This window comes from Kribbella sp. (genome assembly GCF_035687465.1).
Taxonomy (GTDB): Bacteria; Actinomycetota; Actinomycetes; order Propionibacteriales; family Kribbellaceae; genus Kribbella.
In genome coordinates this window covers 1-14,126 of the sequence record NZ_DASRXP010000701.1, presented here as the reverse complement: position 1 = coordinate 14,126, position 14,126 = coordinate 1, and the positions used below count along the sequence as shown (strand labels likewise).

The following is a 14,126-nucleotide window of genomic DNA, read 5'->3' as shown; positions in this document are numbered from 1 at the left end:
GGGCAGCACCCTCGACGGAATCCCCTGAACTTGTGGCCGTTCTTCTCAGCGGCTCCGGGCGTAGCTGCGTCCTTTCCTGGTCGTGGTGAGGTGTGTCAAGGGTCGAACTTGTTCGAGCCCGAAGGGCCGCGAAGCGCCCTTGACTCACCTCACCGCGACTAGCAAAATCACGCAGCCCGGCGACGCGAACCACATGCACCTACCTGCGAACCACCCACACCTATGCACCCGCGAATCACCTGCGTGGTTTGTGGTGAACGGGGCACGTGGTAACCCACGCGAAACGTGGAAGGCCGATTCGGAAACGTGAGTTTGTTCCGGGGGCAATCGTGCGGCAATGGGGCGGTTCTTCACTTGGATGACATCCAGGACGCCGCTAGGACCGGGAGTCGACAATGCCGCAGCTCACCCTCAGGGAAGGCGCGCACTATCCGGTTGTCGTGATCGGTGGCGGTCAGGCCGGGCTGGCGACCAGTTGGCAGCTCACCGACCGCGGGCTGGATCACCTTGTGCTGGAGGCGGATCGCGTCGGGAGTGAGTGGCGGAACCGCCGGTGGGAATCGTTCTGCCTGGTCACGCCGAACTGGCAGTGCCGGCTCCCCGGTTTCCCGTACTCCGGTGCCGATGGTGACGGGTTCATGCTCCGCGACGAGATCGTGCAGTACCTCGAGGACTACGCGAGCTCGTTCGAAGTGCCTTTGGTTGAAGGGGTTCGCGCGACCGGACTGGAGGAATCCGCCGCCGAGGGATTTCGCGTGACCACCGATCGGGGAACCATCACCGCGGACCAGGTGGTCCTCGCGACCGGCCCGTACCAGGTGCCGCGCATCCCGAGGATCGCCGAGCGGCTTCCGGATCACCTTGCTCAGGTCCACTCCTCGCAGTACCGGAATCCTGACCAACTGCCGGCCGGCGACGTCGTAGTGGTTGGCACCGGGCAGTCCGGGTGTCAGATCGCTGAGGACCTTCACCTGGCCGGGCGCACTGTTCACCTGGTGACTGGTACCGCGCCGAGGGTCGCGAGGTTCTATCGCGGTCGCGATGTGGTCGCCTGGTTGGACGAGATGGGCTACTACGCCAAGGGAATCGAGGACTTCGACGACGTCGACGCCGTACGGTTCCGGGTCAACCACTACGTCACCGGTCGCGATGGCGGTCGCGACATCGACCTGCGGCGGTTCGCGCTGGAGGGCATGCGGCTCTACGGCCGGCTGATTGACGCGGACGGCGAGCGGTTGCGGTTCCAGCAGGATCTGCGGGCCAACCTCGACCATGCCGATGCGGTTTCCGAGGGCATCAAGGACTCGATCGACGCGTACATCGCGGCTCACCAGCTCGACGCGCCCGAGGAGCCTCGCTACCAACCTGTCTGGGAACCGCAGGTCGAGCCCGAGGAGCTGAGGCTGGACGGGATCGACTCGGTGGTGTGGAGCACCGGCTTCCGTCGCGACGACTCTTGGATCCGGGTGCCGGTGTTCGACGGGCGCGGCTATCCGACGCACCAGCGTGGGGTGACGAGTGTGCCCGGTATCTACTTCATCGGACTGCCGTGGCAGCACACCTGGGGATCCGGCCGGTTCGGCGGTGTCGCCGACGACGCGCAGTACCTGGCCGAGCAGATCGTGGCCCGACGCATGCAGACCGGCGTCCGCTGGATCGCCGGCCTGCCCCGCTCCGCGAAGACTGTTGCGTAAGGCAAGCGATATGTCGACAAACCTCTGCGACGCGCACCGGCATCTCGGCAAGTTGCCCGCGTACCCCTTCTACGGTGGTCCGCCGGTCAACCCGGATATCACCGCGCGGGCAACCATCGACGAGCTGATCGCCGACCTCGATGCCGAGGGCACCGAACGTGCCCTGGTGATCCCGAACTACGGCGTCCCGGACGTCTCGGTCTCCTTTGCCCTGAACGATCTCGTCGTCGAGGCCGCGACCCGGGACGATCGGATCCGGGCGGGTCTGTGGGTCTCGCCGCGGCCCCAGGACGCGCAGTACACGGCCAAGGCGTTGGCGCTGGCCGGTGAGCCGGGGGTCAAGGCGCTGAAGCTGAGCTTCCTGTTGGGCGGTCATCCCACCGATGACGCGATCCGCCCGCAGTTGGACGAGATCTTCGCCGTCGCCGCCGCGAACAACCTCGTCGTCCACGTCCATACCTCACCCGGCGCCGCCTCCGACATCGACCACGTCGGCACCTTGGTCGACCGGTACGCCGACGAGGTCCCGTTGCATCTCGTCCACTTCGGTGGCGGGATGAGCGGTCATATCAAGCTGATCGGCTCCCGGTTCTTCGACTGGATCGAGGCCGGGAAGCAGGTCTACACCGATCTGTCCTGGGCGATCGGCTTCGCCCCGGGCTGGCTGGCCGCCGAGATCGAGCGGCGCGGCCTCGGCCACGACCGGGTGCTGTTCGCCAGCGACCAGCCGTGGGGCGACCATGCCGGCGAGCTCGCCCGGATGCGTTCCGCGATGGGCGACGGCGAGCTCGGCGAACTGGTCTTCCATCGCACCTTCTCCCGTCTCTACGACTGACCACCCACCCAACCCGCACCGCACATCGGAACAAGGAGCAAGACATGCCTGAACTGGCCGAACTGACCGACCTCGAGGCCAAGAGCCTGGAAGAGATCCCGCACCCGTCGCTGCCGCAGGGCTCCAGCATCTACGGCGGTACCAAGGTCTTCCCCGACTACCAGGCCGAGGACGGCGAGACCTACTTCACCCTGGTGCACGGCATCGCGCACGAGTCCTCGGTGAGCTTCGTCGCGATCCTGCAGGCGACCCGGGCCCAGCGCAAGGGCTTCGAGTCCGCGATCTACTTCTACGGTCCGGGCTCGCTGAACTGCCTGGCCACCCGCGGCTTCCCGACCACCGGCAACTCGGCCTTTCCCGGCGAGCACAACATCAACGAGTCGCTGAAGACCTTCATCGCCGAGGGCGGCAAGGTCTACTGCTGCCGGTTCGGGCTGTCCCTGCACGGGGCCCGCGAGGAAGACCTGATCGAGGGCGTCATCCCGACGCACCCGCTGGACGTCCAGGACGCGCTGATCCACTACGCGCGCAAGGGCGCCATCATCAACTCGACGTACATGTTCTGAGGGGACGATCATGAGCGTTGGCACCGAGGAAGCTTTGGCGGCCCGGGCCGAGATGGCCGTGTACGGCGTTCAAGTGGACGCCCCGGTCCGCCGCAGCAAGGGCGCCGGTCCGAGCGACGACGGGCACCTGGTCGTCGACGGTGCCAACGCCACCCTCCCGATCGTTGCTGACAGCCCCTACCAGGTCCGGGACGGCTCGGTCTTCCGCAACGGCCTGAATCTGGGGTTGTCGATCGAGCCGGTCAGCCGGCCGAAGTTCTACGACCTGACCACCGAGGACGGCGTGCCCTACCAGCAGATCGCCTTGCTGCATGGCAAGGACGTGCTCGCCACCACCGTGGTCCAGACCTGCATCCGGTACGACGAGTCGACGCGCTGCCGGTTCTGCTCCATCGAGGAGTCACTCCGCAACGGCGCGACCGTGGCAGCGAAGACCCCCAAGCAACTCGCGGAGGTCGCCGAAGCCGCAGTCCGGCTCGATGGGGTCACCCAGATGGTGATGACCACGGGCACGACGACCGGGCCCGACCGCGGTGCCCGCAACCTGGTCCGCTGCGTGCGAGCAGTCCTGGAAGCCGTTCCAGGACTACCGATCCAGGTCCAGATCGAACCACCAGGTGACCTCTCCGTCATCACCGACCTGTACGCCGCGGGCGCGACGTCGATCGGGATCCACGTCGAGTCCTTGGACGATGAGGTTCGTCGGCGCTGGATGCCGGGGAAGTCCACCGTCCCAATGGCCGAATACGAGCAAGCGTGGGATGAGGCGGTTCGGGTGTTCGGACGCAACCGCGTCTCGACGTACCTGCTGATCGGGATGGGTGAGGACGCGGACGAGTTGGTCGCAGGCGCCGGTCGCTTGATCGACCGGGGTGTCTACCCGTTCGTCGTCCCGTTGCGACCGATGCTCGGCACGCTGGCAAGGGCGGATGGTGTCACCGCGCCTGATCCGCGCGTGGTGCGCGAGGTCACCGCGCGGGTGGCTGCGTTACTGGCTGAGGCGGACATGCGCGGTGCCGACCAGGGCGCAGGGTGTGCGGCGTGTGGTGCATGCAGCCTCCTGTCAGCGGCCGGCTCATGAGCATCGAAACCATCGCCGACGGGTTGGTCGCGGCCGGTCAGTCCGACGGCAGCACGAGACCTCGCCGCGACGGCTCGCCCGCCGATGCATTCGGCAGCGCGGCTCGGTCGGCCGATGCGGCAGTTCCGCGACAGCTCACTGGGGTGCGGCGGGCGGCGGATGTTCAAGCGTTGCTGGGGGATCCGCCGCATCTCGAGCGCCCGTCCTTTCTGATCGAGGAGGCGGCTGACGCAGCGAGCCTGAGTGCTTATCGGGGCCTGCGGCAAGAGATCTTCGTTGAGCAGCAGAGGTTGTTCGAACGGAGCGACCTGGACGACCGCGACGAGGACTCGCGCACCGTAGTACTGATTGCCAAGGGCCCCGATGGAGAGGTGGTCGGCGGGGTTCGGCTTGGGCCGGCGATCGATGGGCCCGACCTCGGGTGGTGGCAGGGCGGGCGGCTTGTCACTGTCAAGGGCGCGGGAGTTGGAGCCGCGCTGGTTCGGGCAGCTTGTGCGAGAGCGGAAGCGGCCGGCGCGTTGCGGTTCGACGCGACTGTGCAGACCGGGACGCACCGGTTCTTCCAGCGACTTGGCTGGGAAACGATCAGGCCGGTGACTGTGGCTGGGACGCAGCATGTCTTGATGCGATGGCCGATCGGGCGGATCGCACAGTTGGTCGCGGCAACCAAGAGCGACCTCGGCCCTTTGCTGCAAGGGATCGGACCGGCCGGCTTCATCGGCGACGACGGAGCACCGGTACCAGGAAGTGATCTGGTCGCGGCCTGCGATGCGATTGTGCCGTCGCTGGTCGAGCGTGATCCCGAGTGGGCCGGCTGGTGCTCGGTGCTGGTCAACGTGAACGACCTGGCAGCGATGGGCGCGGAGCCCGTCGGTTTGCTGGACGCGATCGGCGCCCGGGATCGGTCCTTCGCGACCCGCATCATGAGTGGATTGCGGCAGGCGGCGCAGGCGTACGGCGTACCGGTGCTGGGCGGGCACACGCAGTTCGGAGTACCGGCGGCGTTGAGTGTGACGGCGCTCGGGCGGACCGAGCATCCCGTGCCAGGTGGTGGCGGAAAGCCTGGTCAAGAGGTGCGGTTGACGGCTGACCTTGGTGGTGGCTGGCGAGCCGGCTATGCGGGGAGGCAGTGGGATTCGACGAGCGGTCGGCGTACCGATGAGCTGCGGGCGATGGTGTCCTCGGTCGGCAAGGCGAGACCCGAGGCCGCGAAGGACGTTTCGATGGCCGGAGTCGTCGGCACGTTGGGGATGCTGGCCGAGGCGAGCGGCTGCGCCGCAGTACTGGATGTCGCGGCGGTCCCGAAGCCTGCTGAGGCCTCGATGGGGGACTGGCTGACCTGCTTCCCCGGCTTCGGGATGCTGACGACGGGACCTCAGGAACTGATGGCAGGCCCGGCTCAGAGTGGAGTCTGCGGTCACCTGACAACCGGGAGCGGCGTGCGCTTGCGCTGGCCGGACGGCGAGATCACCGAGGCGCTGAGCGCCGGGGTGACCGGAATGGGAGCGGCATGACGACACTGCGGATGGCAGCGGTCGCGGCGAACTTCGATCGGGACCTGGAAGGCGATTTCGCCAAGGTGGCGGCCTTGATCGCCGAGGCGCGGGAAGCGGGCGTCAAGCTGCTTGCGCTGCCCGAGGGAGCGCTCGGCGGGTATTTGCTCAGCCTGGACGGGACCGCCGAGCCGCCGCCCGCGTTCGACGTCAAGGGACCTGAGATCACTCGGTTGGCCAAGCTGGCAGGCGATCTGGTGGTGACAGCTGGGTACGCCGAGGCCGAGGGCGGGCTGATCTACAACAGCGCCGTCTGCGTCACCGGGGACGGGGTGCTCGGACATCACCGCAAGGTGCATCAGCCGTTGCAGGAGGACGCGCACTACGCCGCGGGTGATCGGTTCGAGGCGTTCGATACGCCGGTCGGCAGGCTCGGGCTGATGATTTGCTACGACAAGGCCTTCCCCGAAGCGGCCCGGACGCTGGCGCTCGACGGCGCCCAGATCATCGCGTGTCTGTCGGCTTGGCCGGGAGCGCGGACCAACCCGGATCCGGATCTCGCGAAGGATCGGTGGAAGCGGCGGTTCGACCTGTTCGACCGCGCGCGGGCGCTGGAGAACCAGGTGATCTGGCTGTCCGCGAACCAGTCGGGGATGTTCGGTTCGTTGCGCTTCGTCGCGAGCGCGAAGGTGGTCGATCCGGGCGGCGAGATCCTTGCGGACACCGGGGTGACCGAGGGGATGGCGATCGCCGAACTGGACGTAGAAGAGGCACTCGAGACGGCTCGGCGATCGATGGGTCACCTGCGCGACCGGCGGCCGGAGACCTACGGAGCCCCCGAGCTGGCCTGGGTCTGAGGATGACCGAGGACGGGCGTGCAGCGAGGGCGGGTCTGTGTTGTTGAGGATGGGAGCTGTTGCGGCGGGCTTTACTCGGGATCTGGAGTTTGATCTGGCTCGGGTGGAGGCGCTGATTCGGCACGGGCGGCGCGAGGAGGTTCAACTCCTCGTGCTGCCCGACGCGGCGCTCGGTGGCTACCTGTCCGACCTGAGTCGCTCTGAGCACGATGACCTGCCGCCAGCGCTGCCTCTGGACGATCCGCTGATCTCCAAGGTGATCGCGATGGCCGGCGAGATGGTGGTCTGCTTCGGTTTCTGCGAGGCCGATGCCGGCAAGCGATACAACACCGCCTTGTGTGTGACCGGCGACGGCGTGCTCGGCCGGCATCGCAAGGTGCACCAACCGCCCGGTGAGCGCGCGGTCTATGCGGCCGGCGACCGGTTCGACGCCTTCGATACTCCGATCGGGCGGCTCGGCATGATGATCGACTACGACAAGACCTTCCCGGAGGCTGCCCGGGCCCTCGCGGTCGATGGCGCCGACGTGATCGCCTGCCTGAACGCCTGGCCGACCAGCATCACCAACCGGGCGCCCCGGATGAACGAGGACCGCCAATCCCGGCTGTTCGACCTGTACGACCGTTCGCGGGCAGCGGAGAACCAGATCGTGCTGGTCTCGTCCAACCTGACCGGCTCGATTGGCGGGATGCGCTTCCTCGGCCAGTCGAAGGTGGTCGGCCCGGGCGGCGACATCGTGGCCCGGACCTGGTCCAAGGCGGGCATCGCGATCGCCGAACTCGACGTACGGGCTGAGCTCGAGACCGCGCGGAGGGTGTTGCACCACCTGGACGAGCGACGGCCCGAGGTGTACTGATGCGGATCGCGCTGCTCAGCTACTCGACCAAACCGCGCGGCGGGGTCGTGCACACGCTCGCACTGGCGGAGGCGTTGGCCGAGGCCGGTGCGGACGTGACGGTCTGGTCGCTCGGACGCGGCGGCGACACCACCTTCTACCGGCCGGTCGACCCGCGAGTGACCTTGTCCGTGGTGCCGTTCCCGGAGGTGCCAGGAGAGGAGGTCGGGCCACGGATCCTCCGCTCGATCGCCGTACTGCGCGACGCCTTCGACGCAACGGGCTACGACATCGTGCACGCGCAGGATTGCATCAGCGCGAACGCGGTCGGCCGATGCATCCGGACCGTGCACCACCTGGACACCTTCACCACCCCCGAGTTGGTCGCCTGCCACGAAAAGGCGATCGTCACCCCGTACGCCCACCTCTGCGTCTCCGCAGCCGTGGCCGCCGAACTCGCCGCCGGCTGGGGGATCAAGGCCGAGGTCATCCCCAACGGCGTCGACTCCGCCCGCTTCGCTGCGGCGGCCGGTCCCGAGGGCGCCGCGGCGAGGGCTGCCTGGGGCGACTGCTTCGGCCGGTACGTCGTGACGGTCGGTGGGATCGAACCCCGCAAGGGATCGCTGGATCTCCTCGACGCGTACGCGTTGCTCCAGGCAACCGATCCCTCGCTGCGGCTGGTGATCGCTGGCGGCGAGACGTTGTTCGACTACCGCGACTATCGCGCCGACTGGGAGAAACGTGCTGCCGAGCTAGGGGTCTCGCCCGTCGTCCTCGGCCCGGTCGCCGACGACGAACTGCCCTCGCTCGTCGCAGCCGCCGAGGTGTTCGCGTTCCCGTCGCACAAGGAGGGCTTCGGCCTGGCTCCGATGGAGGCCCTCGCCGCGGGAGTGCCTTTGGTGGTCTCGGATCTCCCGGTCCTTCGAGAGGTCTTCCGCGACGCGGCGTCGTACGCGTCAGGGCCGGTCGAACTCGCCCGGCAGTTGCGTGAGGCCCGCACGGCCGACCGCGCTGCCATCGGCCGCGACCTCGCCGCGACCTACACCTGGGAGGCCGCCGCAGCGGCCCACCTGGAGTTCTACAAGCGACTTTGAGTGGGGGTGGCGCGCGTCCGGAAGACCACCCAGCGGAGGGCGCAGTACATGTAGATGCCTTCGCAGGCGCCGGCGATGATTCGGGCGAGGTGGTACTCGACGCCGAGTGCGCTGAGCCCGGCACCGACAGCGAGGATCCAGACGAGGTAGTTGATCAGGACAACGACGACGTACTTCGCGAACTGCGGGCCGACCGGGGCGTGCGAGCGGAAGTTGAAGGCCCGGTTGAGCATGTAGCTCAGCGCGAACGCAGCGCAGTATGCGGCCGTGATCGATAGCCAGAGCGGCAGGTGGACCCACGAGTGCAGCACGGTCAGCAGCGCCAGATCCACGCCGAAGGTGAACCCGTTGATCACCGCGAAGCCGAGCAAACTGGGTGGCACAACCCCGGAGAGCCCCCACGGAAGCCGGCGGACGACCGCCGCCATCGCCGTACTGAACGTCACACCACGCTGTTCCGAACGGGTCAGCACCGTCGTCATGGCCCCAGCCTGCCAGGCCGCCCCAACCGCGCTCGAACGAGGGCTAGCGAACTGCGGCCAGGGCGGCTGAGTCTTCGGCCCCGAAGACGTCCTCGAGCTTCTCGGGGGGGTAGTCGAGGTCGATTCCCGCCACGTCCGCCCCGACGGCCGACTCGATCGCTCCGAGGCGGCGGGTCGCGCGGTCACCGGCGTACATCATCAGGGCGGTCGGGTCGATCTCGGGTGGGATCTCCGGCATGTTGTCCAGCGCCCACTGGATCTGGATGAGGGCGTGCGGGAGCAGTTCCTCCATCGTGTCGGTGACGACCTTCCAGTTGGACTCGTCGGCGGCGATGTGGCGGCGGCAGGTGAAAGTGCCCCACGCCATGTGCCGGCGTTCGTCGTCACCGATCCGGCGGATCAGTTCCTGCATGCCCGGCAGGACGCCGCGCGCTGTGCAGAGCAGGTTCCAGGCGTGGTAGCCGGTCAGGGCGAGCGTGCCTTCCACCACGTGGTTGTAGGTGACCGAGGCGCGGACCTGGTTCGCGGGGGACGGATCGTCGGCCAGGGACTTGAGGGCCACGGGCAGCGCCTCGTAGAAGATCGCGCGGTAGCCGGGGTTGTGCTCGATGTACCGGTGCAGGTCCTCGGTGACGCCGACCGCGTCCAGCCACATCCGGAAGACCGCGGTGTGCTTGGCCTCCTCGAAACTGAACTGGGTCAGGTACATCTCGTCGCCGAACCGGCCCTCCGCGGCCATCGCCTGCAGGAACGGTTGCAGATCCTCGGTGACAGCCTCCTCACCCGCGATGAACTGGGCGCACAACATCAGCGCGTTGTCCTTCTCGTTGTCAGTGAAGTCCTGCCAGTCCTTCGCGTCCTGGCTGAAGTCGATGTCGCGCGGGTTCCAGAACTTGCGATTGCCCTTGTCGAACAGCCGCAACGGCAGCGCGTCCCAGTTGAGGCCACCCGCGGCCAACGAGCTGAAACCCTGCCGGTGAAGAGGATTCGTCATCACTGCCTCCGACTACTCGCGAGAAAGGGACCGAGCACCCGGGCGACCTGATCGGCGACCACGGCCGGGGCCGCGCCGGGGTTGACGATGTGACTCAGTACTACGCGCAGCGCGACGTCGACACACGTGGTCGCGTCCTGCGCCGGGACCTCGGGCCAGTGCTCGCGGACGTGGGCGTCGAGTCTCTGGTGGCTCAACTCCAGTACCTGCTGGCCGCGAGTGGTCAGCAGTTGACTGGCCTGGTCCGAACCGGGCTGTCCCAGAGCGGCCTTCACCAGTGGGTTGTCCGCGGCCAGCGCGAGCGCGCGTTCCACCGCGGCCCGGAGGCCTTCGATCGGGTCGGTGTGGTCGGCGAGCGCCGCGTTGACGTCGAGCAGGAGCCGCTCGGTCTCCCGTGCGGCGACGGCCTGCAACACACCCCACTTGTCGCCGAACTCGTTGTAGACGGTCTGCCTGGACACGCCGGTCCGGCGACCGACCTCGGCCATCCGTAGGCCGTCGTAGCCGCCGGCCACGATCGCGTCGTACGCGGCGTCGAGCAACTCGTCGCGCAACCTGCGCTTGGTCCGCTCGGCAAAGGAGTTCACAGACCCCAGGGTTTACATTTCAGGTCCAACTGTCAAGAGTCGGGACAGTCGGACCTGAAATGTAAATGCGTTCAGACTGCGGCGTAGTGGGTGGCGTCGCCTGTCCGGGCCGTACTACGGACGCCATCGATGCTGACCGGGATATCGCCGGCAAGTGTGATCCGGTGCAGTCGGCGAGGTTGGTCGTCGTAATCGGCGACGCCGTAGTGCTGGGTGGCGCGGTTGTCCCAGATCGCCAGGTCTCCCGGCTGCCACTGCCAGCGGACGGTGTTGTCCAGGTTGGTCACGCGGTTCTGCAGCAACTGGAAGAGCTGCGTCGACTCCGCCGAGTTCAGCCCAACGAATCGCCGTACGAAATGACCGAGCACCAACGACCGCTCCTCCGTCTCCGGGTGTACCCGCATGACAGGGTGCTCGGTCTCGAACAACTGCGAGACGAACTGCTCGCGATGCGTCTGCACCTTGACGTCGACCCCGCCGATCCGGGTCTCGTCCACCGCGCCCGCGTAGTCGTAGACGTTGCTGTGGACGGCCCACAGGCGATCCACCAGCGCCTGGAGCGGAGCCGGCAGATGCGCGTAGGCCCTGACCGTGTTCGCCCAGCTCGTCGCACCGCCGTACGCCGGCAGGGTGACCGCCCGGAGCAAGCTGATCGCCGGGACCCGGTCGACGAAGGTGACGTCGGTGTGCCAACTGTTGGCCTTGCCGTAGTCGGAGTCGATCGGTAGGACGTGCTCGCTGCTCTCGAGGCTGTTCGAGGTCGGGTGCGCCAGGGTGGGGGTGCCCAGGAGCTTGGCGAAGGCGAGCTGTCCGGCGTCGTCGAGGTGCTCCTGGCCGCGGAAGAAGATCACCTTGTGGGTGAGCAGGGCCTGCCGGATGGTCGCGACGGTGCCCGGGTCGAGGTCGCCGCCGAGGCGGACGCCGCCGACGATCGCGCCGAGGGCGCCGCCGACTCTGGACACGGTGGTGGTAGGTGCTTCGAGCTGAGTGGTCATGGCCGGACTCCCTGCGCTGGACGGTGCGGTCAATGTCTATTTTCCTACTGGATTACTAGACTTTGGCGGGCGTCCGGCATCCGAGATCGTGCGGCTGTCTCGCGGGACTGACGTGCGGGAAGCTGCCGGCGCAGGAAGAAGTAGGGTTGGGGACGTGTCAACCGCCGAGATCCAGCCCACTGCCACCACCGATGTGCCGGAGCTAGTCGTCGGGTTCGACCTGGACATGACGCTGATCGACTCCCGGCCCGGGATCCAGGCGGTGTGGGAGCTGCTCGCCGCCGAGACCGGCGTACCGATCGACACCGACCTGGTGGTGAGCCGGCTCGGGCCGCCGCTGACCTGGGAGATGGCGAACTGGTTCCCGCCGGAGCAGGTCGACGCGATGGTCGTGCGGTACCGCGAGCACTACCCCGAGCACGCGATCACCGGGAGTCTGCCGCTGCCGGGGGTGGCCGAGTCGCTGGCCGCGATCCGCGCGTTGCGGGGGCGGACCGTGGTCGTGTCGGCGAAGTACACGCCGAGTGTGAAGCACCACCTGGACCACCTCGGCCTGGACGTCGACGAGCCGGTCGGGGATCTGCACGGTGCTGAGAAGGGCATCGCGCTGCTCGAGCACAACGCGTCGATCTATGTCGGCGACCACACTGCTGACATCGACGGGGCTCGCGCTGCCGGTGCTGTCGCGGTGAGCGTTGCGACTGGTCCGTTCACTGCCGATGAGCTGCGCGCTTACGGAGCGGACGTAGTACTGAATGATCTGACTGAGTTCCCTGCCTGGCTGGATGAGTACGTGCTGGAGCAGCGGCTGGCAGCCTTGATGGAGAGGCTGGCGAGCTACCCGAGCATGGTGGTCGCGTTCAGTGGGGGGGCCGACTCGGCCTTCTTGCTGGCGGCCGCGGCTCGCGCGATCGGGCCGGCGAACGTGGTCGCGGCGACTGCTGTCAGCCCGAGTCTTCCCGTGGCCGAGCTCGAGCCCGCGGCGCGGTTCGCGGACAGTGTCGGGGTGCGGCATGTGACACCGCATACGCACGAGATGGACCGCGAGGGCTACCAGGCGAACGCGGGTGACCGTTGCTACTTCTGCAAGGCGGAGCTGGTCGAGACGCTGCAGCCGATCGCGGACGAGTTCGGCATCGCGGCGATCGCCACGGGCACGAACGCGGACGACGCGATCGCCGGGTTCCGGCCGGGCATCCGGGCCGCGTTCGAGCGAGGCGCGATCACGCCGCTGCGCGACGCCCGGCTGACGAAGGCGCAGATCCGCGAGGCGTCTCGCAGCTGGGGACTGGAGACGTCGGACAAGCCGGCCGCGGCCTGCCTGTCCAGCCGGATCGCGTACGGCATCCGGATCACGCCGAACCTGCTCGTCCGGGTCGACCGCGCCGAGCAGGCCGTCCGCGACCACCTCGCGCCGTACGGCGTACAGAACGTGCGGGTCCGGGATCTCGGCGAGTCGGCCAGCATCGAGATCGACGCGCATCTGCTGGGCACGATCGACAACTCCGCGCTGGTCGAACTGGTCCGCGCCGAGGGCTTCGCCGCCGCCGCGGTCGACCCCCGCGGCTTCCGTTCCGGCTCCATGAACGAACGCCTTTCCAACCCCGAACGCTTCCGCTGACCGCCGCTCCTGCCGTTGCGTCCGAAGAACCTTGGGCTATGACCTCAGGTTCTTCGGACTTAACGAGACTGAGGCGTGCGGGATCGTTGCCGCAGCAGGTAGGTTTCACGCAGGCGCGGCTCGGCGGGTTCACGTACGCTGGGTAGCCGGTCCGGGCAGCCCGTCCGGTCGCCCCTCCGTCCTGTTCCGACGATTGACATCGAAGAGGTTCCCGTGCCTGTTGGCAAGGTCAAGTGGTATGACTCCGAGAAGGGTTTCGGCTTCCTCAGCAAGGAGGAGGGCGGGGACGTCTACGTCCGCGCGGAGGCCCTGCCGGCGGGAGTGACCAGCCTCAAGCCGGGCCAGAAGGTGGAGTTCGGCGTCGTCGAGGGACGCAAGGGGGAGCAGGCTCTCCAGGTCCGGCTGATCGACCCGCCGCCGTCGGTGGCGAAGGCGATGCGGCCGAAGCCCGACGAGATGGCGCTGGTGATCGAGGACCTGATCAAGCTGCTCGACAGCATCGGCGAGGGCTACCGCCGCGGCCGCCATCCCGACGGCAAAGCGGCCCGCTCGGTCGCCACAGTCCTCCGCGGAGTAGCCGACAAACTCGACGTCTAACCCGTACTACGCTGCGCCTGCCGCACGTCCACACGAACGCGCGGCAGAGAGCGGACGTAGTACCGGCTAGCTGCTTCGGCGGGTGATGAGGGACTGGATGCCGTCGAGGACGGTGTCCAGGCCGGTCTGGAACTCGTCGGCGTTGTAGTCGACGCCGAATTCGTCCGGGGCGCTTGCGGTCAGGCCGCGGGCGATCGTGGGGAAGCGTTCGGGATCGGCGAGCAAGGCGAGCCGGCGGATGTAGGTCTGGTCGGCCTCGCTGATTTCCTGCGGATCGGTGCTCAGATGCGTAGTGATCTGGCCGGTACCGCGAACGTAGATGTTCACCAGCATCATCGCCGACAGAGCCTCCGACGGCGTCAACGGCGTATCTTCGAACGCCTTCAGACCCTGCT

Annotated in this window: 15 protein-coding genes; 10 read left to right on the top strand and 5 right to left on the bottom strand. The window is 67.7% G+C overall.

Features of this window, described 5'->3' with window-relative positions; all coding sequences use genetic code 11:
- Positions 1 to 395 precede the first annotated feature (395 nt).
- From VFG33_RS38115 to VFG33_RS38080, 8 genes are read left to right on the top strand one after another with little or no spacing between them, the layout of a single operon-like run.
- Positions 396 to 1,694, top strand: a complete 1,299-nt coding sequence (locus VFG33_RS38115; RefSeq protein ID WP_325057898.1) for an MSMEG_0569 family flavin-dependent oxidoreductase — start codon at positions 396 to 398, stop codon at positions 1,692 to 1,694.
- A 10-nt stretch (positions 1,695 to 1,704) separates the two neighbouring features.
- On the top strand, positions 1,705 to 2,529 hold the full coding sequence (locus tag VFG33_RS38110) for an amidohydrolase family protein (protein WP_325057897.1): 825 nt from the start codon (positions 1,705 to 1,707) through the stop codon (positions 2,527 to 2,529).
- Positions 2,530 to 2,573: 44 nt separating this feature from the next.
- A complete protein-coding gene (locus VFG33_RS38105; RefSeq protein WP_325057896.1) occupies positions 2,574 to 3,095 on the top strand; it encodes an MSMEG_0572/Sll0783 family nitrogen starvation response protein in 522 nt (173 codons plus the stop codon).
- A gap of 10 nt (positions 3,096 to 3,105) precedes the next feature.
- Positions 3,106 to 4,176 carry an MSMEG_0568 family radical SAM protein gene (locus VFG33_RS38100; protein ID WP_325057895.1) on the top strand — a complete coding sequence of 357 codons (1,071 nt, stop codon included), beginning with the start codon at positions 3,106 to 3,108 and terminating at the stop codon, positions 4,174 to 4,176.
- Positions 4,173 to 5,690 carry an MSMEG_0567/sll0787 family protein gene (locus tag VFG33_RS38095; protein ID WP_325057894.1) on the top strand — a complete coding sequence of 506 codons (1,518 nt, stop codon included), beginning with the start codon at positions 4,173 to 4,175 and terminating at the stop codon, positions 5,688 to 5,690. Before VFG33_RS38100 ends, VFG33_RS38095 begins: the two co-directional genes overlap by 4 nt.
- Complete coding sequence (locus tag VFG33_RS38090; RefSeq protein WP_325057893.1) at positions 5,687 to 6,526, top strand: carbon-nitrogen hydrolase family protein; 840 nt, start codon at positions 5,687 to 5,689, stop codon at positions 6,524 to 6,526. The genes VFG33_RS38095 and VFG33_RS38090 overlap by 4 nt, the downstream gene beginning before the upstream one ends.
- A 49-nt stretch (positions 6,527 to 6,575) precedes the next feature.
- Positions 6,576 to 7,382, top strand: a complete 807-nt coding sequence (locus tag VFG33_RS38085) for a carbon-nitrogen hydrolase family protein (protein ID WP_325057892.1) — start codon at positions 6,576 to 6,578, stop codon at positions 7,380 to 7,382.
- Positions 7,382 to 8,455: an MSMEG_0565 family glycosyltransferase gene (locus VFG33_RS38080; protein ID WP_325057891.1), complete on the top strand. Its 1,074-nt coding sequence runs from the start codon at positions 7,382 to 7,384 to the stop codon at positions 8,453 to 8,455. The genes VFG33_RS38085 and VFG33_RS38080 overlap by 1 nt, the downstream gene beginning before the upstream one ends.
- On the opposite strand, the gene VFG33_RS38075 is transcribed toward VFG33_RS38080, so the two are convergent.
- The 4 genes from VFG33_RS38075 to VFG33_RS38060 all read right to left on the bottom strand — a co-directional run bounded on the left by VFG33_RS38075 (position 8,440) and on the right by VFG33_RS38060 (position 11,513).
- A complete protein-coding gene (locus VFG33_RS38075) occupies positions 8,440 to 8,937 on the bottom strand; it encodes a GtrA family protein (protein ID WP_325057890.1) in 498 nt (165 codons plus the stop codon). The two genes, VFG33_RS38080 and VFG33_RS38075, sit on opposite strands and share 16 nt — an antisense overlap.
- A gap of 43 nt (positions 8,938 to 8,980) precedes the next feature.
- Positions 8,981 to 9,931 (bottom strand): R2-like ligand-binding oxidase, encoded by a 951-nt coding sequence (locus VFG33_RS38070; protein ID WP_325057889.1) that lies wholly within the window; start codon positions 9,929 to 9,931, stop codon positions 8,981 to 8,983.
- Positions 9,931 to 10,518 (bottom strand): TetR/AcrR family transcriptional regulator, encoded by a 588-nt coding sequence (locus VFG33_RS38065; RefSeq protein WP_325057888.1) that lies wholly within the window; start codon positions 10,516 to 10,518, stop codon positions 9,931 to 9,933. The genes VFG33_RS38070 and VFG33_RS38065 overlap by 1 nt, the downstream gene beginning before the upstream one ends.
- A 71-nt stretch (positions 10,519 to 10,589) precedes the next feature.
- Positions 10,590 to 11,513 (bottom strand): TauD/TfdA dioxygenase family protein, encoded by a 924-nt coding sequence (locus tag VFG33_RS38060; RefSeq protein ID WP_325057887.1) that lies wholly within the window; start codon positions 11,511 to 11,513, stop codon positions 10,590 to 10,592.
- Between the two features lie 154 nt (positions 11,514 to 11,667).
- Between VFG33_RS38060 and larE the strand changes: the two genes are divergently transcribed.
- Together larE and VFG33_RS38050 are read left to right on the top strand one after the other, a co-directional pair.
- Positions 11,668 to 13,134, top strand: a complete 1,467-nt coding sequence (gene larE, locus VFG33_RS38055) for an ATP-dependent sacrificial sulfur transferase LarE (RefSeq protein WP_325057886.1) — start codon at positions 11,668 to 11,670, stop codon at positions 13,132 to 13,134.
- Between the two features lie 213 nt (positions 13,135 to 13,347).
- Positions 13,348 to 13,731, top strand: coding sequence for a cold-shock protein (locus tag VFG33_RS38050; RefSeq protein WP_325057885.1), 384 nt, complete (start codon positions 13,348 to 13,350; stop codon positions 13,729 to 13,731).
- A 66-nt stretch (positions 13,732 to 13,797) separates the two neighbouring features.
- On the opposite strand, the gene VFG33_RS38045 is transcribed toward VFG33_RS38050, so the two are convergent.
- Positions 13,798 to 14,126 (bottom strand): TetR/AcrR family transcriptional regulator C-terminal domain-containing protein (locus VFG33_RS38045; protein WP_325057884.1); only part of this gene is annotated, 329 nt, incomplete at its 5' end.

What these genes read in the sequence shown, in the direction of transcription:
- VFG33_RS38115 (WP_325057898.1), top strand. Translation starts at nt 396, where the DNA reads ATGCCGCAGCTCACCCTCAGGGAAGGCGCGCACTATCCGGTTGTCGTG.
- VFG33_RS38110 (WP_325057897.1), top strand. Translation starts at nt 1,705, where the DNA reads ATGTCGACAAACCTCTGCGACGCGCACCGGCATCTCGGCAAGTTGCCC.
- VFG33_RS38105 (WP_325057896.1), top strand. Translation starts at nt 2,574, where the DNA reads ATGCCTGAACTGGCCGAACTGACCGACCTCGAGGCCAAGAGCCTGGAA.
- VFG33_RS38100 (WP_325057895.1), top strand. Translation starts at nt 3,106, where the DNA reads ATGAGCGTTGGCACCGAGGAAGCTTTGGCGGCCCGGGCCGAGATGGCC.
- VFG33_RS38095 (WP_325057894.1), top strand. Translation starts at nt 4,173, where the DNA reads ATGAGCATCGAAACCATCGCCGACGGGTTGGTCGCGGCCGGTCAGTCC.
- VFG33_RS38090 (WP_325057893.1), top strand. Translation starts at nt 5,687, where the DNA reads ATGACGACACTGCGGATGGCAGCGGTCGCGGCGAACTTCGATCGGGAC.
- VFG33_RS38085 (WP_325057892.1), top strand. Translation starts at nt 6,576, where the DNA reads ATGGGAGCTGTTGCGGCGGGCTTTACTCGGGATCTGGAGTTTGATCTG.
- VFG33_RS38080 (WP_325057891.1), top strand. Translation starts at nt 7,382, where the DNA reads ATGCGGATCGCGCTGCTCAGCTACTCGACCAAACCGCGCGGCGGGGTC.
- VFG33_RS38075 (WP_325057890.1), bottom strand. Translation starts at nt 8,937, where the DNA reads ATGACGACGGTGCTGACCCGTTCGGAACAGCGTGGTGTGACGTTCAGT.
- VFG33_RS38070 (WP_325057889.1), bottom strand. Translation starts at nt 9,931, where the DNA reads ATGACGAATCCTCTTCACCGGCAGGGTTTCAGCTCGTTGGCCGCGGGT.
- VFG33_RS38060 (WP_325057887.1), bottom strand. Translation starts at nt 11,513, where the DNA reads ATGACCACTCAGCTCGAAGCACCTACCACCACCGTGTCCAGAGTCGGC.